General features: G+C 64.9%; 21 protein-coding genes. 12 read left to right on the plus strand and 9 right to left on the minus strand.

Features of this window, described 5'->3' with window-relative positions:
• The first annotated feature begins 7 nt into the window (after positions 1-7).
• From EK23_RS05870 to EK23_RS05895, 6 genes are all read left to right on the plus strand, one after another.
• A complete protein-coding gene (locus EK23_RS05870) occupies positions 8-205 on the plus strand; it encodes a DUF4089 domain-containing protein (protein ID WP_045224342.1) in 198 nt (65 codons plus the stop codon).
• Complete coding sequence (locus EK23_RS05875) at positions 202-1,593, plus strand: AtzE family amidohydrolase (protein WP_200892097.1); 1,392 nt, start codon at positions 202-204, stop codon at positions 1,591-1,593. Before EK23_RS05870 ends, EK23_RS05875 begins: the two co-directional genes overlap by 4 nt.
• Position 1,594: 1 nt before the next feature.
• Positions 1,595-1,978, plus strand: coding sequence for an oxalurate catabolism protein HpxZ (gene hpxZ / locus EK23_RS05880; RefSeq protein WP_045224343.1), 384 nt, complete (start codon positions 1,595-1,597; stop codon positions 1,976-1,978).
• Positions 1,975-2,685 carry a GntR family transcriptional regulator gene (locus EK23_RS05885; protein ID WP_045224344.1) on the plus strand — a complete coding sequence of 237 codons (711 nt, stop codon included), beginning with the start codon at positions 1,975-1,977 and terminating at the stop codon, positions 2,683-2,685. Before hpxZ ends, EK23_RS05885 begins: the two co-directional genes overlap by 4 nt.
• A 304-nt stretch (positions 2,686-2,989) precedes the next feature.
• Complete coding sequence (locus EK23_RS05890) at positions 2,990-3,685, plus strand: cysteine hydrolase family protein (protein ID WP_045224345.1); 696 nt, start codon at positions 2,990-2,992, stop codon at positions 3,683-3,685.
• Between the two features lie 15 nt (positions 3,686-3,700).
• Positions 3,701-5,272 carry a hypothetical protein gene (locus tag EK23_RS05895; RefSeq protein WP_045224346.1) on the plus strand — a complete coding sequence of 524 codons (1,572 nt, stop codon included), beginning with the start codon at positions 3,701-3,703 and terminating at the stop codon, positions 5,270-5,272.
• 70 nt (positions 5,273-5,342) lie between these two features.
• On the opposite strand, the gene EK23_RS05900 is transcribed toward EK23_RS05895, so the two are convergent.
• The 7 genes from EK23_RS05900 to urtA all read right to left on the minus strand — a co-directional run bounded on the left by EK23_RS05900 (position 5,343) and on the right by urtA (position 12,114).
• Entirely contained in the window at positions 5,343-5,696 is a 354-nt protein-coding gene (locus EK23_RS05900) for an FmdB family zinc ribbon protein (protein WP_045224347.1), read from the minus strand.
• A gap of 76 nt (positions 5,697-5,772) precedes the next feature.
• Positions 5,773-7,005, minus strand: coding sequence for a formamidase (gene fmdA / locus EK23_RS05905; RefSeq protein ID WP_045224348.1), 1,233 nt, complete (start codon positions 7,003-7,005; stop codon positions 5,773-5,775).
• A gap of 219 nt (positions 7,006-7,224) precedes the next feature.
• Positions 7,225-7,914: an urea ABC transporter ATP-binding subunit UrtE gene (gene urtE / locus EK23_RS05910; RefSeq protein ID WP_045224349.1), complete on the minus strand. Its 690-nt coding sequence runs from the start codon at positions 7,912-7,914 to the stop codon at positions 7,225-7,227.
• A 36-nt stretch (positions 7,915-7,950) separates the two neighbouring features.
• The gene (urtD, locus tag EK23_RS05915; RefSeq protein WP_045224350.1) at positions 7,951-8,697 is read right to left on the minus strand and encodes an urea ABC transporter ATP-binding protein UrtD; all 747 of its coding nucleotides are present in this window, start codon (positions 8,695-8,697) and stop codon (positions 7,951-7,953) included.
• A 9-nt stretch (positions 8,698-8,706) separates the two neighbouring features.
• Positions 8,707-9,858: an urea ABC transporter permease subunit UrtC gene (gene urtC, locus EK23_RS05920; RefSeq protein ID WP_045224351.1), complete on the minus strand. Its 1,152-nt coding sequence runs from the start codon at positions 9,856-9,858 to the stop codon at positions 8,707-8,709.
• Between the two features lie 31 nt (positions 9,859-9,889).
• Entirely contained in the window at positions 9,890-10,807 is a 918-nt protein-coding gene (gene urtB, locus EK23_RS05925; RefSeq protein WP_045224352.1) for an urea ABC transporter permease subunit UrtB, read from the minus strand.
• 71 nt (positions 10,808-10,878) lie between these two features.
• On the minus strand, positions 10,879-12,114 hold the full coding sequence (urtA, locus tag EK23_RS05930) for an urea ABC transporter substrate-binding protein (protein ID WP_045224353.1): 1,236 nt from the start codon (positions 12,112-12,114) through the stop codon (positions 10,879-10,881).
• A gap of 353 nt (positions 12,115-12,467) precedes the next feature.
• On the opposite strand from urtA, the gene EK23_RS05935 reads away from it, so the two are divergent.
• The 4 genes from EK23_RS05935 (at position 12,468) to EK23_RS05950 (ending at position 21,392) form a co-directional block, all read left to right on the plus strand.
• Complete coding sequence (locus EK23_RS05935) at positions 12,468-15,845, plus strand: hybrid sensor histidine kinase/response regulator (protein WP_045224354.1); 3,378 nt, start codon at positions 12,468-12,470, stop codon at positions 15,843-15,845.
• A gap of 4 nt (positions 15,846-15,849) precedes the next feature.
• Complete coding sequence (locus EK23_RS05940) at positions 15,850-16,803, plus strand: response regulator (protein WP_045224355.1); 954 nt, start codon at positions 15,850-15,852, stop codon at positions 16,801-16,803.
• A 295-nt stretch (positions 16,804-17,098) separates the two neighbouring features.
• Positions 17,099-20,458 (plus strand): ATP-binding protein, encoded by a 3,360-nt coding sequence (locus EK23_RS05945; RefSeq protein ID WP_045224356.1) that lies wholly within the window; start codon positions 17,099-17,101, stop codon positions 20,456-20,458.
• 1 nt (position 20,459) lies between these two features.
• Positions 20,460-21,392: a response regulator transcription factor gene (locus EK23_RS05950; RefSeq protein ID WP_045224357.1), complete on the plus strand. Its 933-nt coding sequence runs from the start codon at positions 20,460-20,462 to the stop codon at positions 21,390-21,392.
• 197 nt (positions 21,393-21,589) lie between these two features.
• Here the strand turns inward: EK23_RS05950 and EK23_RS05955 are convergent, their stop codons facing one another.
• Entirely contained in the window at positions 21,590-21,973 is a 384-nt protein-coding gene (locus EK23_RS05955) for a hypothetical protein (RefSeq protein ID WP_045224358.1), read from the minus strand.
• A 448-nt stretch (positions 21,974-22,421) separates the two neighbouring features.
• Between EK23_RS05955 and EK23_RS05960 the strand changes: the two genes are divergently transcribed.
• Entirely contained in the window at positions 22,422-23,768 is a 1,347-nt protein-coding gene (locus EK23_RS05960) for a POT family MFS transporter (RefSeq protein WP_045224359.1), read from the plus strand.
• Positions 23,769-23,783: 15 nt separating this feature from the next.
• Here EK23_RS05960 and EK23_RS05965 read toward each other — a convergent pair whose 3' ends face one another.
• The gene (locus EK23_RS05965) at positions 23,784-24,170 is read right to left on the minus strand and encodes a PilZ domain-containing protein (RefSeq protein WP_052807955.1); all 387 of its coding nucleotides are present in this window, start codon (positions 24,168-24,170) and stop codon (positions 23,784-23,786) included.
• Between the two features lie 134 nt (positions 24,171-24,304).
• Here EK23_RS05965 and EK23_RS05970 point away from each other — a divergent pair, with 134 nt between their 5' ends.
• Complete coding sequence (locus EK23_RS05970) at positions 24,305-25,072, plus strand: BAR domain-containing protein (RefSeq protein WP_052807956.1); 768 nt, start codon at positions 24,305-24,307, stop codon at positions 25,070-25,072.
• Positions 25,073-25,240 lie beyond the last annotated feature (168 nt).

Here is a 25,240-nt window from a genome sequence, read left to right on the forward strand (position 1 = left end):
CCCTGCCATGAATATCGAAGACCCTGACTCAGAACTGCTCCGGACTTATGTCCTGAGCGCCCTACGCCTGCATGGGCTGGAACTGCCTCCCGAGCGCGAGGCTGCGGTGCTGCGGCAATTCCGATTGCTGACCGAGATGGCGCAGCGCTGTGAGCGGATCAGCCTGCCGGAATCCGCCGAGCCGGCGCCGGTCTTTCGCCTGTGAGTCGCCTGCCCTTCACCGCTAGAGACTGCGCCGCCGCCTTTGCTTCCGGCGATTGCACGGCGCTGGAGTTGGCGGAAGCGGCACTGCTCCGCATTCAGGTGGCCAATCCGACACTCAATGCGTATACCGCCGTCACCGCCGAGCGCGCGCTGGCGCAGGCCGCAAGGCTGGATGCGGCGCGCCGGTTGGGCCGTCCGACGGGTCCTTTGGCCGGCGTGCCTTTCGCGGTCAAGAATTTGTTCGACGTCGCCGGCCTGCCTACCCTGGCCGGACACAAGGCCTTTGCCGAGCGCTCGCCGGCGACGGGCGACGCGGTTCTGGTCGAACGTCTGTCCGCACAAGGCGCGCTGCTCACCGGCACCCTCAACATGGACGCACTGGCGTATGGCTTCACCACGGAAAACACGCATTTCGGCGCCACCCGCAATCCCAGGGACCCAGCCCGGACCGCGGGAGGCTCCTCCGGCGGCTCCGGCGCGGCGGTCGCGGCTGGCCTGGTTCCTGTGGCCCTGGCCTCGGATACCAATGGGTCGATCCGGGTTCCGTCCTCGCTGTGCGGCGTGTTCGGCCTGAAACCCACCTACGGGCGCCTGCCCCGCAGTGGTACCTTTCCCTTCGTGGACAGCCTGGATCACCTGGGACCCCTGACAGCCAACACCGAGGACCTTGCCTTCGTCTACGATGCCCTCCAGGGGCACCACGCCGCCGATCACGCCTGCAGCCAGCGTCGGATCGAACCCGCCTCAGGGGAATTGGACAAGGCGTGCGAGGGCCTGCGTATCGCAAGGCTGTCGGGCTATTTCGACGAGTGGGCTGGGCCCGCCGCGCGCTGGGCGGCGGAGGCGGCGGCCCGAGCACTGGGAGCCGATGACCTGGCTCATCTCTCCGGTGTCCCCGAGGCGCGCGCCGCGGCCTTCATCATCACCGCCAGCGAAGGGGGCAGCCGTCACCTGCAAGGCTTGCGGGAGCGGTATGCGGATTTCGAGCCCCTCTCCCGTGACCGCCTGCTGGCCGGCAGCCTGGTGCCGGCTCACTGGTATCAGCGCGCCCAGAAGCTGCGCGGTTGGTTCCTGCAGCAAGCCCTGGCCTTGTTTGATCGCTACGATGTGCTGATCGCGCCCGCCACCCCGGTGACCACGACCCTGCTGGGGCAGGAACAGTTCGAGCTGAACGGCGAAACCCTGCCGGTGCGGCCGAACATGGGCCTGTTGACCCAGCCCATCTCCTTCATCGGACTCCCGGTCGCGGTGGCCCCGCTTTGGCCGGACGGCGGACTGCCCATCGGTGTCCAGCTGATCGCCCCGCCCTGGCGCGAAGACCTGTGCCTGCGCGCGGCCTGGACGCTTGAAAGGGCCGGCCTCGCTTCGGCCCGCATTCCCTCTGGCTAAGATGACCATAAGCCCCGACATCAACGACCCCAAGGTCGTCGCCGAAGTTCGCGAGGTATTCCTGCGCTACGAAAAGGCATTGGTGGAAAACGACATTGCCGTGCTGGACGAACTGTTCTGGGACAGTCCCCACACCCTGCGCTACGGCAGCGCCGAAAACCTTCTGGGCATGGCCGCGATCAGGGCGTTCCGCCAGGCACGCGACCCGGCCGGCTTGGCGCGGGTCCTGCAAAACACGGTGATCACCACCTTCGCGTGGGACTTCGCCACCGTCAACACGGAATTCGTCCGTCCGGGAAAGCCTGTGGGCAGGCAGAGCCAGACCTGGGTGCGCATGCCCCAGGGTTGGCGAATCGTCGCCGCCCATATAAGCTTCCTGGCATGAAGCCAGGGAGAAAATCCGAAGCCAGACACCCGCCACGACTCTCGGAAAAGGTCTACGACCAGCTCAAGCAGGCCATTTTCGACTTTCGCCTGCTGCCCGGCGACCGCCTCACCGAGATCGCCATCGCCGAGGAGATGCAGGTCAGCCGTACCCCGGTCCGGCAGGCGCTGACCCGCCTGGAGCAGGAAGGGTATCTCAAGGTCGCCTACCGCAACGGCTGGAACGTGAAGCCCTTGGACTTCAAGTTGTTCGACCAGCGCTATGACCTTCGGATCATCCTGGAACTGGCGGCCGTTGACATGATCTGCAGCCGGGAGGAACCCGCCGACCTCACCGCCCTCGCCGATCTCTGGCTGGTCCCTGAGTCCGCCCGGCTTGAAGACCCCTGGGAAGTCGCCGGCATGGACGAAGCCTTCCACCAAGGCCTGCTGGCGGCGACCGGCAATGTGGAGATGCTGCGGGTCCATCGCGACATCACCGAGAAGATCCGCATCATCCGCCGCCTGGATTTCACCCAGTCCGAGCGGATCCGTGCCACCTACGAGGAGCACGCCCAGATCCTGCGCCTGTTGATGCAACGCAAGGCGGCTGCCGCCGGGATGCTGCTGCAATCCCATATCGAGGCCAGCAAGGCGGAAGTCCGCAAGATCACCCTGCACAAGCTGCAATCCGCCCGGGACCCCGGAGCGGAACCCGCCATCCCCTGATTTGGTCGCAACCTGCCTTTCTCGGCACTTGTCAGCCGCGAGCACCTTCAGAGCAACTCCAAGATTGCTTTCCGCGCCGTCGATCGCTCCTAATCCACACAGACCGGACGGAACGCAGCGCACCGGGACTAAACACCGGCACAATTTTTGTGCATACATCCTTGTATACAAGAAGGCCCAGATGAAGCTGGAAGCTTATTAAACGCCTGACTATCAAGCTGTTGGAGTTTCAGTCGGCCTCCCTTTCCGCTGGCCGGAATCTTGCTGGATAGATTCCCGTACCCGTTCCTGCAAGGCCACCGGCATGACCACCACCACCGTTGCGGCCCAGCCGTACCCCATCAGCTTCCGTCCCGAGCGGACCGCACTCGTGCTCATCGACATGCAGCGGGATTTTCTCGAACCGGGGGGCTTCGGCTCATCCCTGGGTAACGACGTCCACCTGCTGCAGGCCGCCATCCCGCCGTGCCGCGCCGTGCTGAATGCGGCTAGGCGCGCCGGCCTGCTGGTCATCCATACCCGCGAAGGCCATCGCCCGGATCTGAGCGATGCGCCGCCAGCCAAGGTGGAGCGTGGCGACCCGGATTTGCGTATCGGCATGCCGGGCCCCATGGGTCGCATCCTGATCCGGGGCGAACCCGGCCACGACATCGTGCCCGAGCTGTATCCCGAGGAAGGCGAACCGGTGGTGGACAAGCCCGGCAAGGGTGCGTTCCACGCCACCGACCTGCAGGCCATCCTCAGCCATCGCGGGATTTCCGACCTCATCGTCTGCGGCGTCACCACCGAGATCTGCGTGCACACCACCGTGCGCGAAGCCAACGACCGCGGTTACCGCTGCCTGGTCCCGAGTGATTGCTGCGCGTCCTATTTCCCGGTTTTCCATGAGGTCGCCTTGCAGATGATCCATGCCCAGGGCGGCATCCTGGGCTGGGTGACCACGTCCCACGATCTCCTGACGGCGCTCGCACCGCGCGTCGCACAACCCATTCCCGCTTAATTTAGGAGGCAGGCCATGACTGCAAGCAAACCCGCACTGTGGACACCCGGCGACTGGAATGCGCTGTTCGGCTTCGGCACCAACATCCTGGTTAACCTGCTGGTGCTGACCGGCCTGATGCGCTTCGTACTTCACATGCCCGACGAACTGGTGTTTGGGCGCATCCTGCCGGCCACCGGCCTGATGCTGTTCCTGAGCACGCTGTACTATGCCTGGCTGGCCTATGGCCTCGCCCGGCGTAGCGGCCGCAGTGATGTCTGTGCCCTGCCCTCCGGGGTCAGCGTCCCGCACATGTTCGTGGTCACCTTCGTGATCATGCTGCCCATCGGCCTTTCAACGGGCGATCCGGTCAAGGGCTGGGAAGCCGGGCTGACCTGGGTGTTCATTCAGAGCTTCGTGCTGATGGTCGGCGGCTTCCTCGGCTCCACTGTGCGCCACGTCACCCCGCGCGCCGCCCTGCTCGGAACCCTGGCCGGGGTGTCCATCGCCTTCATTTCCATGCGGCCGGCCCTGGAGATATTCATGACTCCGGTCATCGGCATGGTCTGCTTCGCCATCATCCTGGTCAGCTGGTTCGGAGGCGTGCGCTTCTTCAAGGGCATACCCGCCGGTCTGGTGGCGATCGCGGCCGGAACCCTCATCGCCTGGGGGTCGGCCGGGCTGGGCCTGGACTACGGCGGGATGAGCCTGGCCAAGCTGCGGGAGTCGGTGGCCGGCTTCGGATTCTCGGTGCCCCTGCCGGCCTTCGGCCACGTGTTCTCCGGCTTCGAGTTCCTGGGCGTCATCCTGGTGACGGCCATACCTTTCGGCATCTACGATCTGGTGGAAGCCCTGGACAACGTGGAGAGCGCCGCGGTGGCCGGCGACAGTTTTCCCACGACCCGGGTGCTGACCGCCGACGGCGTCATCAGCCTGATCGGCTGTTTGATGGGCAATCCCTTCATCAATGCGGTATACATCGGGCACCCGGGCTGGAAAGCCATGGGCGGCCGTATCGGTTATTCCGCCGCCACCGGCATTGCCGTCTTGCTGCTGTCCTGGTTCGGTATCGTTTCGGTGCTCATGTCGCTGATCCCCGTGGTGGCCATCTCGCCCATATTGCTGTACATCGGCATGCTCATCGGCTCACAGGCTTTTCAGGAAACGCCCCGGAAACACGCCCCGGCCATCATTCTGGGCCTTTTGCCGCATCTCGCCGCCTGGGGCAAGCTGCAGATCGACAACGTCCTCGGTGCGGCGGGCACCAGCGCTGCGGCGCTGGGCATGGAAAAGCTGGGCCAGGTGGGCGTGCTCTACCAGGGGCTCACGGTCCTGGGCAACGGCGCCATCCTGGGCGGTCTGATGCTCTGCGCCATCGCCGTGTTCGTCATCGAGCGGCAATTCCTCAGAGCCGCGGCGTTCGCCACGGTGGCCGCTCTTCTGACCTTCTTCGGATTCATGCACGGTGAGGCCATCGGCTTCATGAAGACGCCTGCCATGGCCGCCGCCTATCTGGCCGTGGCGAGCCTGTTGTGGGGCTGCGGGCGCTACGCCGATGCCGGCAGTGAAGCCGACACCGAATTGGTGCCGGTGGCGGAAGAAGCCTGAACGGCCTGTAATCGTCGGCGAGGCCAGCGCCCGAAGGCATCCCTGCCTTTAGTTTATGAAGCCCCGGCCTTCAATGGGAGATCATCCAGGGCCGCTTGCTGGGGAAACTCTTGGAGCCGTCCTGCGCCACCCGCGTCCGGGCGGAAGCCGCGCCGGGCTTGCAGCAGGCGCAGCCAGGGCCATGTTTGGAACTGGCCTCGCGCTCGCCCTTGCGCGACACCTTGGGTGCATGGGCGCTGCGTTCGTTGGTGGCATGGGCGGTGCGGGCCACCGCGCTCAGCAGGGGCAGGCCCGGCGCGCTGAAAACCGCCCTGGGGGCCGGTTCGCCGCAATCAGGACAGGGATGCGGTTCGCGGTACTGGGCCATGGGCCTCAGCGCCGTGAAATCACCGCACCGGGGACAGTCGTATTCGTAGATGGGCATGGATTCCCCCTTCTAGGTTGGTGTTCCCGTTCCCACGCAGGGCATGGGAACGCGGCTTTTTGTTCCTCTCCCTCGGTCAGTTGAGGTCTGGCGACATGGGTATGTCGACGCCGCCGGTGATATGTTTCACCGGCCCCTTGGAACTGGGCATCACGTCGAAGTCGAAGATATCCGTGGGCAGCCATAGGGTGGCGCAGGCATTGGGTATGTCCACCACGCCGCTGATGTGGCCCTGGACCGGCGCGGTGCCCAGGATGGAATAGGCCTGGGCCTTGGAATAGCCGAACTTGGTCAGGTACTCGATGGCGTTGAGGCAGGCCTGGCGGTAGGCAACGTGCACGTCCAGGTAATGCTGCTTGCCCCATTCGTCCACCGAAATGCCTTCGAAAATCAGGTAGTCGTTGTAATTGGGGGTGATGGGGCTGGGCTTGAACACCGGGTTCTTGATGCCGTACTTGGACACGCCGTCCTTGATGATGTCCACCTTCAGGTGCAGCCAGCCCGCCATCTCGATGGCCCCGCAGAAGGTGATCTCGCCGTCGCCCTGGCTGAAGTGCAGGTCGCCCATGGACAGGCCGCCGCCGTCAACGTATACGGGGAAATAGATGCGCGAGCCGCGCGAGAGGTCCTTGATGTCGCAGTTGCCGCCGTGCTCGCGGGGCGGCACCGTGCGCGCGCCTTCGGCCGCGGCCTTGTCCTTGGCATCGCCGCTCAGCCGTCCCATGTGGGCGGTGGGTCCGCAGGGCGGGCAGGCCAGGGGCGGAACCCGGTCAGGGTCGGACGCGATGAAGTCCATTTCCCGCTCGTTCCAGGTGTCCAACAGTTTTTTGTCGGGCAGGCAGCCGATGAGGCCGGGATGGATCAAGCCGGCGAAGTTCACGCCGGGCACGTGTCGGGAATGGGTGAACATGCCGCTGATGTCCCAGATGGACTTTTGTGCCAGGGGGAAGTGATCGGTGAGGAAGCCGCCGCCGTTCTTTTTCGAAAAGAAGCCGTTGAAGCCCCAGAGGCTCTCGGGCTTGGCCCCCACGTCCAGCAGGTCCACAACCAGCAGATCGCCGGGCTCGGCCCCCTTCACGCCGATGGGACCGCTGAGGAAGTGCACGATGGTCAGATCGATGTCGCGCACATCGTCGGCGCTGTCGTTGTTCTTGATGAAGCCGCCGGTCCAGTCGTAGGTCTCGATGATGAAGTCGTCGCCGGGATTGACCCAGGCCACGATGGGAATGTCCGGGTGCCAGCGGTTGTGCACCATGTCGTTGTCATAGGGCGATTGGGACAGGTCGATCTTGATTAGGGTGTCAGCCATGGGAACCTCCGGTTGATAGGAAATGAGTCGAACACCGTTCCTGATCGGGTCGTCTCCGGTTTCGCGGGCGTGCTGCCCCCGAAGTCAGTTGCAGGGCATTACGCCCAAAAAAGCGTCACATCCCTGTGTCGCGTTGGCGAAGCGAATGCCGCGCCCCGCCGGAAAAGCCGTGGCGGAGCGCCTTGAACCGCCACGGCCGCCGGCAACCAATCACTGCGCCTAGACCGAAAGGAAGCGGGCGATGGATTCCACGTCCGCGTCCTCACGCTGGGCTTCGTGCACGAAACGGCCTTTCTCCAGCACCAGCAGCCGGTCCGCCATGTCCAGGGTAAAGCTGAGCACCTGCTCGGAGACCAGGATGGATAGGTTCTTGAGCTTGCGGATGGTGTCCAGGGTGCGGGCCAGTTCCTTGATGATGGAGGGCTGGATGCCCTCGGTGGGCTCGTCCAGCAGCAGCACGGCCGGTTCGCTCACCAGGGCGCGGGCGATGGCTAACTGCTGTTGCTGGCCGCCCGAGAGATTGCCTGCCTTGCGCCTGCGCATGTCGAACAGAGCCGGGAAGATGTCGTAGATCTCGCTGGGGACGCTGCTCATCTTCGGCTGGTGCATGCCGGTGCGGATGTTCTCCTCCACGCTGAGGGTGGGGAACACCATGCGCCCCTGGGGCACGTAGGCCAGGCCCTTGCGCACACGTTGAAAGCTCTCGTCGTGGGCCAGTTCCGCGCCCTTCAGCCGGATCGAGCCGGACGCCACTGGCAGGATGCCCATGAGGGTCTTGAACAGGGTGGTCTTGCCCATCCCGTTGCGGCCCATCACCGCGAGAATCTCGTTCTCGCCCACGGTGAAGGCCAGGTCGTGGATCACGGCGCTTTGCCCGTATCCGCAGTTCAGATTGCGTACTTCCAGCATGGTGTGACCTCTTGATTCAATGGGGCGGCTTAGGGATCAATGGCCGAGATAGGCCTCGATCACCCGCGGGTCGGACTGCACGCGCTCCATGCTGCCTTCCACCAGCACCTTTCCCTGATGCAGCACGGTGACCTTGTGGGCGATGGCGCGGACGAACTCCATGTCATGCTCAATCACCAGCACCGAGCGGTTCTGGCTGATGCGCTGAAGCAGCTCGGCGGTCTGCTGCCGCTCGCGCACGCTCATGCCCGCCACCGGCTCGTCCAGCATCAGCAGTTCCGGGTCCTGCATCAGCAGCATGCCGATCTCCAGCCACTGCTTCTGGCCATGGCTGAGCAGCCCCGCCTGGGTGTCCAGGCTGTCCGCCAACTGGATCTCCTCGGCCACGGAACGCACCCGCGACTCCACGTCGGGGGTGCTGCGGAAGAACAGGCTGCCGAACACGCCGCGGCCGCGGGGAAAGGACACCACCAGGTTCTGGTAGACGCTCAGGTCCTCGTAGATGGATGGCGTCTGGAACTTGCGGCCGAGGCCCTGTCGCACGATCTCGTGCTCCTTGAGGCGGGTCAGCTCGATGTTCTTGAACATCACCGAGCCAGAGCTGGCCTTGGTCTTGCCGGAGATGAGGTCCACCAGGGTGGTCTTGCCGGCGCCGTTGGGTCCGATGATGACCCGCACCTCCCCCGGGTCCAGGTAGAGGGACACTTCGTCCACCGCCTTGAAACCATCGAAGGAGACGGTGATGCCTTCCACCGCCAGCAGAAAATCTTTGTGTGCGGTCATGGTTTCACCTCAGCCTTTCTGGTTGATGGGATGGCTGCGATCCGCCGGCAGGTGGTGGCGCAAGGTGGTCAGCCAGCGCCAGAAATCCACGAAGGGCTTGATGGGGCCCGAGGCGAACAGGCCGGCCAGGCCGTTGGGAAAGAACATGACCACGCCGATGAACAGGCTGCCCATGAGGATCAGCCACAGATCCGGGAAGGCCTCGGAGAAATAGGTCTTGCCGTAGTTCACCAGCAGGCAGCCGTAGACCGCGCCCACCAGGGACAAGCGTCCGCCCACGGCGGCGAAGATGACCATCTCGATGGACGGCACGATGCCCACGAAGGAGGGCGACATGAAGCCCACCTGCAGGGTGAACATGGCCCCGCCGATGGCCGAGAACATGGCGGCCACGCAGAAGATGAAGACCTTCAGGTCCGCCACGCTGTAGCCGGAGAAGCGCACCCGCTCCTCCTTGTCGCGCATGGCCACCAGCAGCAGGCCCAGCTTGCTGCCCAGGATGAAGCGGCTGGCCAGCAGGCACAGCATCAGCAGCACGGCATTGACGAAGTACAGGACGTACTTTGCGCTGTCGGTGCGGATGTCCCAGCCCATGAGGGTCTTGAGGTCGGTGATGCCGTTGATGCCGCCGGTGTAGCCCTGCTGGCCGACGATGAGGGTGCTCAGGATCAGCGCCACGGCCTGGGTGATGATGGCGAAATACACCCCGCCCACCCGCCGCTTGAACATGGCCAGGCTCAGCAGATAGGCGAGGAGCGTGGGCGCCACTAGGATGGCCAAGAGGGTGAAGGCCAGGCTGTGGTAGGGTTCCCAGAACCAGGGCAAGGCCGTGAGCTGGTTCCAGTCCATGAAATCGGGAATGCCCGGCGTGCTCTGGATGGCGGTGCTCACCGGGTCCGAGGCCTCCAGTTTGAGGAACATGGCCATGCAGTAGCCGCCCATGCCGAAAAACACCCCCTGCCCCAGACTGAGGATGCCGCCGTAGCCCCAGCACAGCACCAGCCCGAGGGCGACGAAGGCGAAGCTCAGGTACTTCCCAACCAGGTTGAGCCGGAACAGGCTGAGCCCAAGGGGAAACACCAGGAAAATCAGCGCGGCGAGGATGGCCAGTTGGCGCCACTCCGCGGGTATGCGTCGGTACAAGTCGATCAGGCGCGTCATCTTCGTTCTCCGATTTTTGTATTCTGCGTGTTCAGCGGCGAACCTTGGCCGAGAACAGGCCCTCCGGCCGCATCATCAGGATCAGCACCACCGACACCAGGGTCAGCACCTTGGCGGTGGAGCCGGTCATCAGGAACTCCAGCACCGACTGCGCCTGGCCAATGGCGAAGGCGGAGGCGATGGTGCCGAGGATGCTGGCGGCGCCGCCGAACACCACCACGAGGAAGGTGTCGACGATGTAGAGGGAACCGCTGGTGGGACCGGTAGAGGCGATGGTGGTGAAGGCCGCGCCCGCAACACCCGCCAGTCCGCAGCCCAGCGCAAAGGTGAGGCGGTCGATGCGCTTGGTGTCGATCCCCACGGCTCCGGCGATCACCCGGTTCTGGCTGATGGCACGAACGCCCAGGCCCCAGCGCGACTTGAACAGCATCAGCGCCACGCCGGCGGTCACCACGGCGGACAGCCCGAGGACGAACAGGCCGCTGATGGGCAGGTCGATGCCCTCGGCGGGCTGCATGGAGCCCATGATCCATTCCGGCAATTCGGGGCTGACTTCACGCGCGCCGAAGGCGGAGCGGAAGATCTGCTGCAATATCAGGCTGGCACCCCAGGTGGCCAGCAAGGTATCCAGAGGCCGCTTGTACAGATGGCGGATCAGCAGGATCTCCATCAAATAACCCGCCGCGCCGGCGATAATGAAGGCCGCCAGCAGGGCGAACGGGAAATACACGTCCAGCAGCTCGTGCTCCTGTGCGAACTGGGACATCACATAGGTGGTGTAGGCGCCGATGGCCATGAACTCGCCGTGGGCCATGTTGATCACGCCCATCTGGCCGAAGATGATGGCCAGCCCCAGGGCCATCAGCAGCAACACGCTGAAGAGGCTGAGGCCGGCGAAGCCCTGCATCAGTAAAGTGGCGAAGATTTCGGAACTGCTTGCGTCGCCCATGGCGCTGCTCCTGGTTGAATTCGCTGGGTCTAGGGTGCCCCGGGAACGTTCCCGGGGCACCGTTCATGCGCTTACTGGTAGCCCTCCGGGAAGGGGTTGGGCTCGATCAGGCCGGACTCGTAGACCACGTCCACCTGGCCGTCCTTCTTCCATTTGCCGATGCGCAGCTTGCTCCACAGGTGATGGTTGGGATGGATCTTGACGTAGCCTTCCGGCGCGGTCTTGAGCTCGATGCCGGGCGATGCCGCCGCCACCTTGTCCACGTCGAAGCTGCCGGCCTTCTCCACCGCCGCCTTCCACAACCAGGGGCCGAGGTAAGCGGCCTGGGTCACGTCGCCGATCACGCTGTCGGCGCCGTACTTGGCCTTGAAGGCCTCCACGAACTTCTTGTTGTTTTCGTTATCCAGGGACTGGAAGTACTTCATGGCGGAATAGAAGCCCACCACGTTCTCCCCGCCGATGCCCTTCACCTCGTCCTCGGTGGTGGAGATGGTGAGCAAGGTCTGTTTGTCGGCGGTGATGCCAGCCGCCTTCAACTGCTTGAACCAGGACACGTTTGAGCCGCCCACCACGACGCTGTAGATCACGTCGGGCTTGGCCAGCTTGACCTTGTTGATGAGGGAGCGAAAGTTGGTGTGGCCCAGGGGGTAGTATTCCTCGCCCACCACCTTGCCCTTGAGCACGTTCTCGATGTGCTTGCGGGCGATCTTGTTGGAGGTGCGCGGCCAGATGTAGTCCGAGCCGATCAGGAAGAAGGTCTTGGCGCCCTTCTCCTTCGCCACCCAGTCCAGGCCCGCGATGATCTGCTGGGTCGCCTCCTGGCCGGTGTAGATCACGTTCTTGGACTGCTCCAGCCCCTCGTAGAAGGTCGGGTAGTAGAGCAGGCCGTTTTCCTTCTCGAACACCGGCAGCACCGCCTTGCGCGAGGCCGAGGTCCAGCAGCCGAACACCGCAGCCACCTTGTCCTTGACCAGGAGCTTGCGGGCCTTCTCGGCGAAGGTGGGCCAGTCGCTGGCGCCGTCTTCCTTGATCACCTGGATCTTGCGTCCGAGCACGCCGCCCATGGCGTTGATCTGATCGATGGCCAGCAGTTCGGCCTGGATCGATCCGATTTCGCTGATGGCCATGGTGCCGGTGGCAGAATGCAGGTCACCGACGGTGACCGTGCTGTCGGTGACGGCGAGGCCGGTGGTGTTCACCTCGGCGGACCGGGTGGCGGGCGCCGCCAGGGCGAGCCCCATGGCAATGCCGGCGGCGAGGGTGCGCCAGGCGGGCCCGTGCGGAGCCAGATAGGAACGTAGCGTCATGATGTGCCTCTCGTGCTGTCAGGAAGTGGGCTGGAACCGTTGCGGGCGGCCGGCATGCCGTGTGGCGGCAGCCGATTCCCGCGTCGGGACCTATTACGCAGCGCGCGGGCCCCGGGGACAATTCGTCGATTGACGGCTAAGTCAAATGACTTATTGGGAACTGTCGGGGTATGGGATTAGATAACGCGCGTGTCCTGCGCGGTGCGGCGCGCCCTGACCCGGTGCACGCACGCCATGGAATGCGGCCCGGGCACCGCGCAGTTCCCTGACCGGCGGCGCCAAGGCATGGCGATTGCTGATGCCTGATTGATGCTGACGGCGGCCCCGGCCGCCGACCCGATTGACGAGATGCCATGACCACGCCGCCGCAGAAGATCCTCAAGACCCGCCGGGATTACAACACCTGGGTCGCCAACGAGATGATGGAGGACTATGCGCTGCGCTACGCGCCCAAGGGCTTTCGCAAATGGTCCGAGTTCCGGGTGGCCAACACGGCCTTGGGCGCGGTGTCCTTCCTGGCCCTGGAAGCCATCGGCGGCACCCTGGTGATCAACTACGGCTTCACCAACGCCGCCTGGGCGATCCTGGTGGTGGGCGCCTTGATCTTCTTGACCGGCCTGCCCATCAGCTACTACGCCTCGCGCTACAACCTGGACATGGACCTGCTCACCCGCGGCGCGGGCTTCGGTTATATCGGCTCGACGATCACGTCGCTGATCTACGCCTCCTTCACCTTCATCTTCTTCGCCCTGGAAGCGGCCATCATGTCCCTGGCCCTGGAGCTGTATCTGGACATCCCGCTGCCGGTGGCCTACATCGTCAGTTCCCTGGCCATCATTCCCCTGGTCACCCACGGCATCACCTGGATCAGCCGGCTGCATGCCTGGACCCAGCCCCTGTGGCTGGTGCTGATGGTCTTGCCTTTCCTGATGATCCTGTGGCGCAAGCCGGAATTGATCAGCGACTGGCAGACCTTCGCCGGCCGCAACGAACTCGGAACCGGGTTTTCGCCCCTCGCCTTCGGCGCGGCGGCGACGGTGGCTTTCTCCCTCATCGTGCAGATCGGCGAGCAGGTGGATTTCCTGCGCTTCCTGCCGGAGAAGACGCCCGCCAACAGCAAGCGTTGGTGGATCGCAAACCTCGTGGCGGGCCCGGGCTGGATCGTGCCGGGCATGGCCAAGCAGTTCGGCGGCGCCTTTCTCGCCTTCGTGGTGGTGCAGCACGAGGTGCCGCTGGAGCGCGCCAGCGAGCCCACCCAGATGTATCTGGCCGGTTTCCAGTATGTCTTCGCCGATCCCCGGGTGGCGGCCCTGGCCATGACCGTGTTCGTGGTGCTGTCCCAGGTGAAGATCAATGTGACCAACGCCTATGCCGGGTCCCTGGCCTGGTCGAACTTCTTCTCGCGCCTCACCCACAGCCACCCCGGCCGCGTGGTGTGGCTGGGATTCAACGTGGCGATCGCCTTCCTGCTCATGGAACTGGGGGTGTTCGGCGCCCTGGACCAGGTGCTGGGCCTTTATTCCAACGTGGCCATCGCCTGGGTGGGGGCCTTGGTGGCGGACCTGGTGGTGAACAAACCGCTGGGGCTGAGCCCGCCCTATGTGGAATTCATGCGTGCCCACCTCTACGACATCAACCCCGTGGGCGTCGGCTCCATGCTCATCGCCTCGGCCCTGGCCATCGCCGCCCACGGCGGGCTCTTCGGCGAGCCCTACCAGTCCTTCGCGCCCTTCATCGCCCTGCTCACCGCCTTCCTGCTGGCCCCCGTCATCGCCGCGCTGACCCGCGGCCGCTTCTACATCGCCCGCGAGCGCCCTGACGTGGCGCAACTGGAACATCAGGAGTGCTGCATCTGCGGCCGCGACTTCGAACCCCAGGACAAAACGGTGTGTCCGGTCTACGAAGGGGTGATCTGCTCATTGTGCTGCAGCCTGGACGCCCGCTGCGGCGACGCCTGCAAGCCTTCCGCGCGCATCGCCGAACAGATCGGCGCCGCCGCGTCCTTCCTGCTGCCGGCGTCGCTGCCGGCGGTGGTGCGCACCCGCATCGTGCAGTATCTGGTGGTCTTCATCAGCCTCGCCACCGTGCTGGCGGCGGTGGTGGGCATCATCTACTACCAGGAGCTGATCCAGTACCCGGCGGTCACCGGCGCCGATGGCGACTTCCTGGCCTCGGGCTTCCTCAAGATCTACCTGGCCCTGCTGGTGCTCATGGGCATCGGCGCCTGGTGGCTGGTGCTCACCGAGGACAGCCGGCGCACGGCCCAGGACGAATCCAACAAGCAGACCCGGCTGTTGCTCAAGGAAATCGACGAACACCGCCGCACCGACGCCAAGCTGGCCCAGGCGCGGGACGTCGCGGACAAGGCCAACCTGGCCAAGAGCCGCTTCCTGGGCGGCATGAGCCACGAGTTGCGCAGCCCCCTCAACAGCATCCTGGGCTACAGCGAGATCGTCCTGGCCGACCCGAACCTGGCCGAGAAGCATCGGGAGTACGTCAACATCGTGCATCAAAGTGGCGAGCACTTGCTGGCCCTGATCGACGACATGCTGGATATCGCCCGCATCGAGTCGCGCAACCTGCAATTGCGCCCGCAACCCTTCGAACTGCCGCTACTGATCAACCAGTTGTCCAGCTTCAGCCAACTGGAAGCGGAGAAACGCGGCCTGGCCTTCCGCCTGGACGTGCAGGGCACGCTGCCCCTGCTGGTCAAGGGCGATCAGCGCCGCATCCGGCAGATTCTCATGAACCTCTTGAGCAACGCCGTCAAGTTCACCCCCCAGGGCGAAGTGCTGTTCGGGGTGCGCTATGCCGGGGAGATCGCCCACTTCGAAGTCCGGGACACCGGCATCGGGATCGCCCGACAAGACCAGGAGGTTATCTTCCAGCCCTTCCAGCGCCTGGCCTCGGTCAGCCAGTACCACACGGAAGGCACGGGGCTCGGCCTCACCGTCACCAAGATGCTCACCGATAACATGGGCGGCGAGATCACCCTGGAGAGTGAGCCGGGCCAGGGCAGCACCTTCCGCCTGCGGTTGTTCCTGCCCAAGCTGAACGGGACCGCGCCCCAGGCCACCTCGGACTGGGTGAGCGGCTACCATGGCCAGCGCCGCACCATCCTGGTGACGGACGACCACCCGGCGCAGCGCGCCATGCTGGTCAGCCTGCTCACCGGGCTGGGCTTTTCGGTGCGCCAGGCCGACTCGGGCGCTTCCTGCCTGGAAGCGGTGGCCCAGGCGGCGCCGGACCTGGTCCTAATGGACCTCATCATGCCGGTGATGGACGGCTTCGAGACGGCGCGCCTGCTGCGCCGGAGCGGTTACCAGGGCCCCATGATCGTGGTGTCGGCGAACGCCTACGAATCGGACTTCACCGCCGCCATGGAGTCCGGCTTCAACGATTACATCGCCAAGCCAGTGCGCATGTCGGAACTCAAGGACAAGCTGAAGGCCCTGCTGGGCCTGCAATGGCGCTACGAGCAGCCCAGGCCCATCAACGGCGCGACGGCCTCGCGCGCGCCCCAGGCCCCGGCGGAACTGTGCCTGCCGGCTTCGGACACCTTGAAAGGCCTGCTGCACTTCGCACAGATCGGCTACATCAGCGGCATCGAAAACTACCTCCGGGACCTGGAAGGCAAAGACCCTGCCTACCGCCCCTTCGTGGCCCATGCCACAGCCCTGGCGAAGCAATACCGCCTGAGGGAACTGCAGCAACTGTTCAGCGGAGAATAGAGCCATGAGCACCGTCAAACTGCCGGACCGGGAAGTCGTGCTGATCGTCGACGACACCCCCGCGAACCTCAGCCTGCTCACCATCGCCCTGGATCAGGCCGGCCTGGTGGCCTTGGTGGCCCTGGACGCCTACATGGCGCTGGAACAGCTCAAGCTAATCCAGCCCAGCGTGATCCTGCTGGACCTGATCATGCCGGGCATGGACGGCTTCGAACTGTGCCGAAGGCTCCAGGCCGACCCCGCGACACGAGACATCCCGGTGATCTTCATGACCGCCATGGACGATACCGAGCACATGGTGCAGGGATTTTCCGACGGCGCCGTGGATTATGTGGTCAAGCCCGTGCGGCCCACCGAGGTGGTGGCGCGCATCCAGTCGCACCTGCGCCGCTCCCGCCACTCGCGGCAAGCGCGCGCCGCCCTGGAAAGCATGGAGCGCGCGGCGGTGGCCCTGGACGCCGAGGGCAATGTGCTGTGGATGACGGACCAGGCGCAGCATCTGATGACGCGTAACTACCCGGAGTGCGAGAGCCGCTGCAACCACTGCGGGAGACTGCCGGCTGAACTGGCCGAATGGGCGCGGGTAGCCTTGGCCCAGGGAACCGAGGCCGTGTGCGGCTTCGGCGTGACCCCGAATGGCGTGCGCATGAACGCCACCATCAAGCCCGACGCGGGTCTGCGCGGCGGTATCCTCTGGATCAGCGAGGAAAAGGAGGAGAAAGAAGAGAGACAGGCCTGGGCCATGGACTCGGTGCGCGAGCAGCTTGGCTTGACTGCCCGCGAGGCGGAAATCCTGATGTGGGTCGCCTATGGCAAGACCAACCGGCAGATCGGCGAGATTCTGGGCATCAGCCCGCGCACGGTGAACAAGCACTTGGACCACGTTTACATGAAGCTCGGCGTGGAGACCCGCGCCGCCGCCACCGCCATCGCCATCCGCAACAGCCAGGCGGCTTGACCGGTTTCTGCCGGGGGTGGCCGCCGAGGGGCAGCACGCGCCCAATCTGCACCACGCCAGTGCATCCACGCGGTGAATGCACCGTGGCGCAGCAGGCCCTCGCGACGCCCCCGCCCCCGCCATTCCGTGAAAGACCAGATTCCGAGCGCTCTGCTGCGGTTTGTCCGTGGCATTAGCGCAACGGCCTGTTGTTTGCATGCAATCCCTGCCATAGCGGCCGCAATCCAAGCCGCACCGAAGGCGCTCATCAGAAAGGCGCTGCCGCAGACAACGATCGCATGAGGAATACCGCTACGTGGGGGCACTGGGTCAGCAGTCCATCGCCAAGATCAGGCGCGATTACAACGCCTGGGTCGCCAACGAGACCCTGGAAGACTACGCCCTGCGCTTCACCCCCCGTTCCTTCCGCAAGTGGTCGGAATGGCGGGTGGCCAACACCGCCTTCGGCTCGATTTCCTTCCTGGTCCTGGAGGCCATCGGCGGCAGCCTGGCCATCCATTACGGCTTCGAGAACGCCTGTTGGGCGATCCTCGCCGTGGGACTCATCGTATTCCTCACCGGCTTGCCCATCGCCTACTACGCCGCGAAGCACCATATCGACATGGACTTGCTGACCCGCGGCGCGGGCTTCGGCTACATCGGCTCCACCCTCACCTCCCTGATCTACGCCTCCTTCACCTTCACCCTGTTCGCGCTGGAGGCCTCCATCATGTCCCTGGCGCTGGAACTGTATTTCGGCATTCCCATCGCCCTGGCGCACCTGATCAGCGCCCTGGTGATCGTGCCCCTGGTGACCTACGGCATCACCAACATCAACCGGCTGCAATTGTGGACCCAGCCCCTGTGGCTGGCGCTGTTGATCGCGCCCTTCGCCGCCATCCTGTGGAAGGAACCCCAGGCCCTGGCGGGCCTGGTGACCTTCGAAGGCGCCGCCGGCGCTCCGCTGGGTTTCAACTGGGTCGCGTTTGGGGCCGCCTGCACCGTCGCCTTTTCCATGGTGGCGCAGATCGGCGAACAGGTGGACTTCCTGCGCTTCCTGCCGCAGAAAACGCCCGAAAACCGGCTGCGCTGGTGGGCCGCTACCTTGATAGCGGGGCCGGGCTGGATCTTCATGGGGGTGGCGCGGCAACTGGGTGGGGCGCTCCTGGCCTATCTCGCCATTCGCCACGGCGTGGCCAGCGAACACGCCCACGAACCGACCCAGATGTATCTGGTGGCCTACGGCCAGCTCTTCGCCAGTCCCCAGTGGGCGCTGGCGGCCACCGTGCTGCTGGTGGTGGTCTCGCAGGTCAAGATCAACGTGACCAATGCCTATGCCGGCTCCCTGGCCTGGTCCAATTTCTTCTCGCGCCTTACCCACAGCCATCCCGGCCGGGTGGTGTGGCTGGTGTTCAACGTCGCCATCGCCCTGCTGCTCATGGAGCTGGGCGTGTTCGGCGCCCTGGAGCGCGTGCTCGGCCTGTTCTCCAATGTGGCCATCGCCTGGATCGGCGCCCTGGTGGCGGATCTCGTAATCAACAAGCCCCTGGGACTGAGCCCCGCCCATGTGGAATTCAAGCGCGCCTACCTCTACGACATCAACCCGGTGGGGGTGGTATCCATGCTCAGCGCCTCGGCGGTGTCCATCGCCGCCTACCTGGGCCTGTTCGGGGAAGTGCCCCAGGCTTTTTCGCCCTTCCTGGCCCTGGGTCTCGCCTTCGCGCTGACACCGCTCTTGGCGCGGCTTACCGCCGGCCGCTATTACACCGCCCGCGACCGCGAGCACTGGGGCAAGGCTGACGCCCAGGCGCGCTGCTGCATCTGCAACAACCACTTCGAGGCGGAGGACAAGGCCTATTGCCCGGCCTACCAGGACGCCATCTGCTCCCTCTGCTGCACCCTGGACGCCCGTTGCCATGATTCCTGCAAGCCCCAGGCGCGCCTGGACAGCCAGTTGCAGCGCCTTGCGGAATGGGTGCTGCCGCCGCGCCTGTCGCCACGCCTGAAACTGCGGCTGCTGCAGTTCGCCCTGATCTATGCCCTGCTGGCCGCCGTCACCGGGGTCTTCCTGGGGGTGATCTACTACCAGGACCTCCTGGGCCTGGATGATGCGCCAGCCATGGCGGCCCTGCTGCACGCCAACTTCATCAAGGTCTACTGCTCGCTGCTGGTCTTCCTGGGCCTTGGCGCCTGGTGGCTGGTACTGAACAACGAAAGCCGCCAGGTGGCCCAGGAGGAATCCAACCGCCAGACCCTGCGCCTGCTCAAGGAGATCGATGAGCATGGCAAGACCGACGCCCAGTTGCAGGAGGCGCGCGAGGCCGCCGACCGCGCCAATCAGGCCAAGAGCCGCTTTCTCGGCGGCATGAGCCACGAGATTCGCACACCGCTGAATAGCATTCTGGGCTATGCGCAGATCCTCAAGAAGGACCCCGCCATCCCGCTGCACCGGCGCGATGCGGTGGAAATCATCGAACGCAGCGGCGAGCACCTGGCGCGCCTGGTGGAGGACATTCTCGATATCGCCCGCATCGAAGCGCGCAAGCTGGAACTGGCGCGCGAACCCATCGATTTCACCGCCTTGGTGGATCAGATGGTGCGCATGTTCAAGCCCCAGGCGGAAGCCAAGGGCCTGGGCTTCCGCTGCCAGATCACCGACACGCTCCCCAAGCGCATCCGAGGCGACGAGAAGCGGGTCGGCCAGATCCTCATCAACCTGTTGGGCAACGCGGTCAAGTTCACCCGGCATGGCGAAGTGATCCTGCGCGTCAGCTACAGCGGCGAGGTGGCCCAGTTCCAGGTGATCGACACCGGCGAAGGCATCCCCGAAGACCAGCAGGACAGCATCTACCTGCCCTTCAACCGTCTGGAGAGCGCGCGCAATAGCGCCGTGGGCGGCAGCGGGCTAGGGCTGACCATCTGCAAGATCCTCACCGAGATCATGGGCGGCGAACTGAGTCTGAAGAGTCAGCCAGGACTGGGCGCCTGCTTCACCGTCAAGCTGTTCCTTCCGGACCTGCGCAGCCAGGCGCCGGCGGAGGAGCCGTCCGAAATCAGCGGTTATGCCGGGCCGCGCCGGTCAGTGCTGGTGGTCGACGACCAGGCCGAACACCGTGGCCTGTTGATCTCCATCCTGCGACCTCTGGGCTTCGAGGTGGAGGAGGCCGCCAGCGGCGAGGACTGCTTGAAGCGGGCCATGGACAATCCCCCTGACTTGATCCTGCTGGACCTGATCATGCCGGGCATGGGCGGGGCCGAAGCCGCCCGTCGCCTGCGCGAAGCCGGCTGCCGCGCCTCCCTCATCGTCATCAGCGCCAACGCCTACCAGGCCGACCGCCGATCCGCCTTTGCCGCCGGTTGCGACAACTTTATCGCCAAGCCCATTCAGATCCCCGAACTGCTGCGCAAGCTGCGCCTGCACCTGGCGCTGGACTGGACCTATGGCCCGGTGCCCGCGCCTTATTTGGCTCCCCCGCCGCCCATGGTCCTGCCGCCCGGCGAACACCTGGCGGCCCTGCAACGGTATGCGCGCATGGGCGATCTGCGTGGACTCACCGACCGGCTGCAGGACCTGGCCAGCGAGGATTTCCAGTATCTACCCTTCGCCATGCACCTGCAGGGGCTGGCCAAGGATTTCCGACTTGCCGACATCAAGCAATTTCTTCAGGAGGCCTGACATGCGTTACCGCTCGTTACACACCCAAGGTACGGTGATGATCGTCGACGACGTGCCCGCCAACCTGGCCCTGCTCTCCGACGCCCTGGAGGAAGCGGGCTACCGCGTGCTGGTGGCCACCGACGGGGCCTGTGCCCTGGAACAACTGCGCTATGTGAAGCCGGACGTGATCCTGCTGGACGGCATGATGCCGGGCATGGACGGGTTCGAGACCTGCCGGCGGCTCAAGGATGATTCGTCCACCGCCGCCATCCCGGTCATCTTCATGACGGCCCTGGGCGAGTTGGACGATCTGCTGCGCGGCTTCGACGAGGGCGCGGTGGACTACATCGTCAAGCCCATCCGCAACGAGGAGGTCCTGGCCCGGGTCGGCGCCCACACGGCCCAGGCCCGCGCCGTGCACCGGGCCGAAACGGCCCTGACCCAGAGCGGGCTGGCGGCGATGGCGGTGGACGGTGGCGGGCGCATCACCTGGATGACCGAGCCCGCGGCGGAATGGCTGTCGGATCTGCTGGCGGGCGAATCCACGGCCTCGGTGCCGGGAACCCTGCCCCCGGCCCTGAAGGAATGGGCGCAGCCGGTCCTGCGCTCAGGGATTCTCGTGCCCGAGTTCTCCACCACCAAGGGCGGCGCCCGCTACACCGCCTGCGTCGCCCCGGCGGAGAGCGGCGGGGAGTTCTTGCTGATGCTGCACAAGCGCTCCGGCGACTGGAACCTGGAACGCCTGCGCGGCAGCCTGGGCCTGACCTTCAAGGAAGCCGAGGTGCTGATGTGGGTGGCGCGCGGCAAGACCAACCGCGAGGTGGGCATGATCCTCGGCAGCAGCCCGCGCACGGTGAACAAGCACCTGGAGCATGTGTTCGAGAAGCTGGGCGTGGAAACCCGCAGCGCCGCCGTGGCTATCGCCACGGAGAAGGCGCGGGCCGAAGCCTGAGGCATCGAGGCTGCGCCGGGGTCTAGCTCCATTAACCCGGCCCTTTGTGGCCGGGTTAATGCGGGGCATGGCTGACCCGGCGCGGCCAGAGGCCGCGTCAGCCAAGGTCGGGCGCGTACCGACCTTGGCGTCGTCCCGAAATACCGGGGGGGTATTTTGGGGCCAAATCAATAGACCACAAAACCCGGCGAGCGATTTCAGTCGACGAGCAAGGGCAAGACCTTGACTTCGCCCTCGACTTTCACCCGGTCATAGCTGTGGATGGCCTGGCCGTAAGCGGTGTCGGTGTATTCATAGGCCAGGGGCACGGCCTGTTCGGTGCCGACATGCGGGTAGCTGTAGATGGCGGGCCCATAGGCCTGGCTCACGTACACCATCTGCGGCTCAGCCGACACCTCGGCGGGGACGCTGCTGGGGTAACCGTGAATGGCGTGATTGGCCGCCTTGGACTGATACAGAACCTCGGTGTTGCCACCGTGGCCATAATGACCGCCCGCCTGCGCGCCGCCCGTGGCGAGCAAGCCCGCCAGCGCGGCGACCAGGGATATGGACTTCAGCGTGTTTTTGTCTTTTGCGTTCATGTTGTCCTTCCTCTTGTCTCTGTTTGCGCTCATTAAGACTCGCAAAAGCCTCTTTTTGTTCCGCGGGATAGGCCGGCTCCAGAATGCCCCTGAAGCGGCCCATTCGCCCGTTCTCAAGGGCGCGTCCCTGCGCCGGTGGCAGCCTTACTCCATCCGGCGTCAGTCGTCGACCTTGCCCAGGTAGATACCGGCCCAGCTGTAGGTCGCCATGACGTCCGCCATGCTGGCGCTGCCATCGGTATTCTTGGCCTTGAAGGCGACATTCACGCCGGAAAAGGCTGTACACGCGGAATTGCGCCAGCGGGGCTGCTCACTCTGGAATGTAAGTGGATTGCTTTATGGCAAAATCTGTATATTTCCTTGGTAGTGCGACATAGCGCCCTGGCTCAAGGATCAGGCCCCGGGGTGCTCCCTGATACATCGGAGAATTACCCTGACTGAATGTCCCATGACCGTGCGTCGCATCCGCAAGGCTCCCCTCGATACCAGCGAATGGCCGCCCGGCATCGGCCACATCATCGGCAACGAGTTTGCGGAGCGCTTCAGCTACTACGGCATGCGGGCCATCCTGGTGGTGTTCATGACCCAGTACCTGGTGAGCGCGGAGGGCCTCCCGGCGCCCATGAGCGAACACGAGGCGACGGGTTACTTTCACTTGTTCATCGCCGTCACCTATTTCACGCCCCTGTTGGGAGCGCTGCTCGCGGACGGCTTGCTGGGGAAGTTCTGGACCATCATCGCCCTGTCCCTGGTCTACTGCCTGGGCCATTTCGCTCTGGCCCTGGATGACACGCGGACCGGCCTTTTGATCGGGCAATCCCTGATCGCCCTGGGCGCGGGCGGCATCAAGCCCTGCGTGTCGGCCCACGTGGGCGACCAGTTCTGCGATCGCAACCGGCATCGGCTGGGCCTGGTCTACAGCTGGTTTTACCTGGCCATCAACCTGGGGGCCTTCGCCTCCATGCTGCTGACGCCCTGGCTGCTGGCCCACCACGGCGCGGCGGCGGCCTTCGCCATGCCCGGTGTGCTGATGCTGCTGGCCACGCTGATCTTCTGGGCGGGACGCTACCGCTTCGCCCATATACCGGCGGGCGGCAAGGCGCTGCTGCGGGAGGCCCTGCAGGGGGATTGCCTGCGCCAATTGGCGCGGCTTGGAGGCATCTATCTGTTCATCGCGGTGTTCTGGTCCTTGTTCGACCAGACCGGTTCATCCTGGGTGCTGCAGGCCAATCACATGGACCGGATACTGTTCGGATTCGAGGTGCTGCCCTCGCAGATCCAGGCGGCCAACCCGCTGCTGATCATTTTGCTGGTCCCGCTGTTCCAGAGTTTGGTCTACCCGGCTCTGGACCGACTGTGGCCGCTCACGCCACTGCGCAAGATAGGCTTGGGGCTGCTGGTGACGGTGCTGTCCTTCGCCCTCACCGCCTGGGTGCAGACACGCATCGATGGCGGGGAACAGCCTGCCATCGCCTGGCAATTGCTCGCCTATCTGCTGTTGACCGGCGCCGAGGTGATGGTGTCCATCACCGGTCTGGAGTTCTCCTACACCCAGGCACCGGCCAGCCTGAAATCCCTGGTCATGGCCTTCTATCTGGCCTCGGTGGCGGTGGGTAACCTGTTCACCAGCGCCGTCAATTTCGCCTTGCAGCGGCCGGATGGCAGTTCAAGGCTCCAAGGCGCGGACTACTTCTGGCTGTTCACGCTGCTGATGCTGATCACCGCGCTGGGCTTCGCCGCCTACAGCCGCCATTATCGCGATCGCAGCCGGTTCCAGAGCCCCGGGGCGGCATGAGACCGCCCGCCAGGTTCAGCCCGAACGGGACAGCGTCAGCAATTCGTGTTCGGTGCGCGCCGCATCCCCGGTGTTCAGTTCCAGCAGGCGCCGCAACAGGGTCAGGCTGTCACAATCGATGGAGGCGCGGCGCAGTCCAACCCGGCCGCCCGGCCCGACATGGCTCACGCTGGCCTGCATGACGATGGTTTCCCCGCCGGGATTCAACTCCAACCGCAGTTCGCAGGGCTCACCCAGTGCCGGCATGGACGTGGAAGCCAGTTCCAGCAGTGCGCCATCCATCGAGATGTTCATCATATCCGCATCGCGCGCGCCGTCGCGCAGCACCATCTGCGCGCTGGCCTGGAAGCCGGCGCGCCAAAACTGCCGGCGCTCCGCGTGCCCTGGCGTATCGGTATTCATGGGATCCTCCTGTCTGATAGGGAAGCAGCCATTGGCTGCCGGTCCGGAAAAAGCCCGGGGGCAAAGAATGTGGTGAGTCGCTGCATGCTAACCCCTTCGCGGCAAAGCGGAAAAGCCCGCAAATTCCTTAGCCCATGAAGCCACCGGAAATACAGCGCGTCATCGCCCTGGGCGCCAGCAACCTGACCCGTGGCTTCGCTTCATTCCTGGCCGTGACCACCGCCGCCTGGGGCCCTGAATTGGAAGTCTTTGCCGCCCTGGGCCACGGCCGCTCCTATGGCAGCGGCAACCGTGTGTTGCTGAGGGTGTTGCCCGGCATCCTGCAATCAGGCATCTGGAAGGCGCTGGAATGCCAGCCCGCGCGCCCTGCCAGGGCCCTGGTGACCGATATAGGCAACGATCTGCTCTATGGCTTTTCGCCGCAGCAGACCCTGGATTGGGTGGGTGAGGCGCTGCGGCGTCTTGGCGCCCACACGGACGACATCGTTCTCACCGACCTGCCGATGGCCTCCATCCGCAGCCTCACCCCGCTCCGCTATCTCATATTTCGCTCCATCTTGGTACCCGCTTGCAGGCTGAGCCTGGAGCAGGTGCAGGCGCGCGCGGAAACATTGAGCCAGGCCCTCGCCAGGCTGGCCCAGGCCGAAGGGCTGCGCTTCGAACGCCCCGAGGCTGACTGGTTTGGCCCCGATCCGGTCCACATTCGCGGCGCGCGCTACCCCGAAGCGTGGCGGGCGTTTCTGTCCATCGATCCGGGGCTCCGACCAGCGCCGCTCCCCTACGCCGAGCGAATCAGACTGGCACTGCTGCCCCCCGAATCCCGGCGTTTGTGCGGGCTGCCGCAATTTCACCCCCAGACCGGGGTAACAGTATGCCCAGGCTCCCGCCTCTGGCTTTACTGACGAACTGCCCCGAATTCCCGGCCAATTTTTTCCTCGTCCCGTTAACAGATCCACGTCTCAAAGGAAGCAGCGTTAATACCAATCCCAGGGCGTGGGAATTTAACGCAACAGCTTGTTCCGCAGAACACGACAGCCCCGTGCAAGCCCTTGTTAATTGAGAATCTTTCC

The organism is Methyloterricola oryzae, from assembly GCF_000934725.1.
In the GTDB taxonomy this organism is placed as follows: Bacteria; Pseudomonadota; Gammaproteobacteria; order Methylococcales; family Methylococcaceae; genus Methyloterricola; species Methyloterricola oryzae.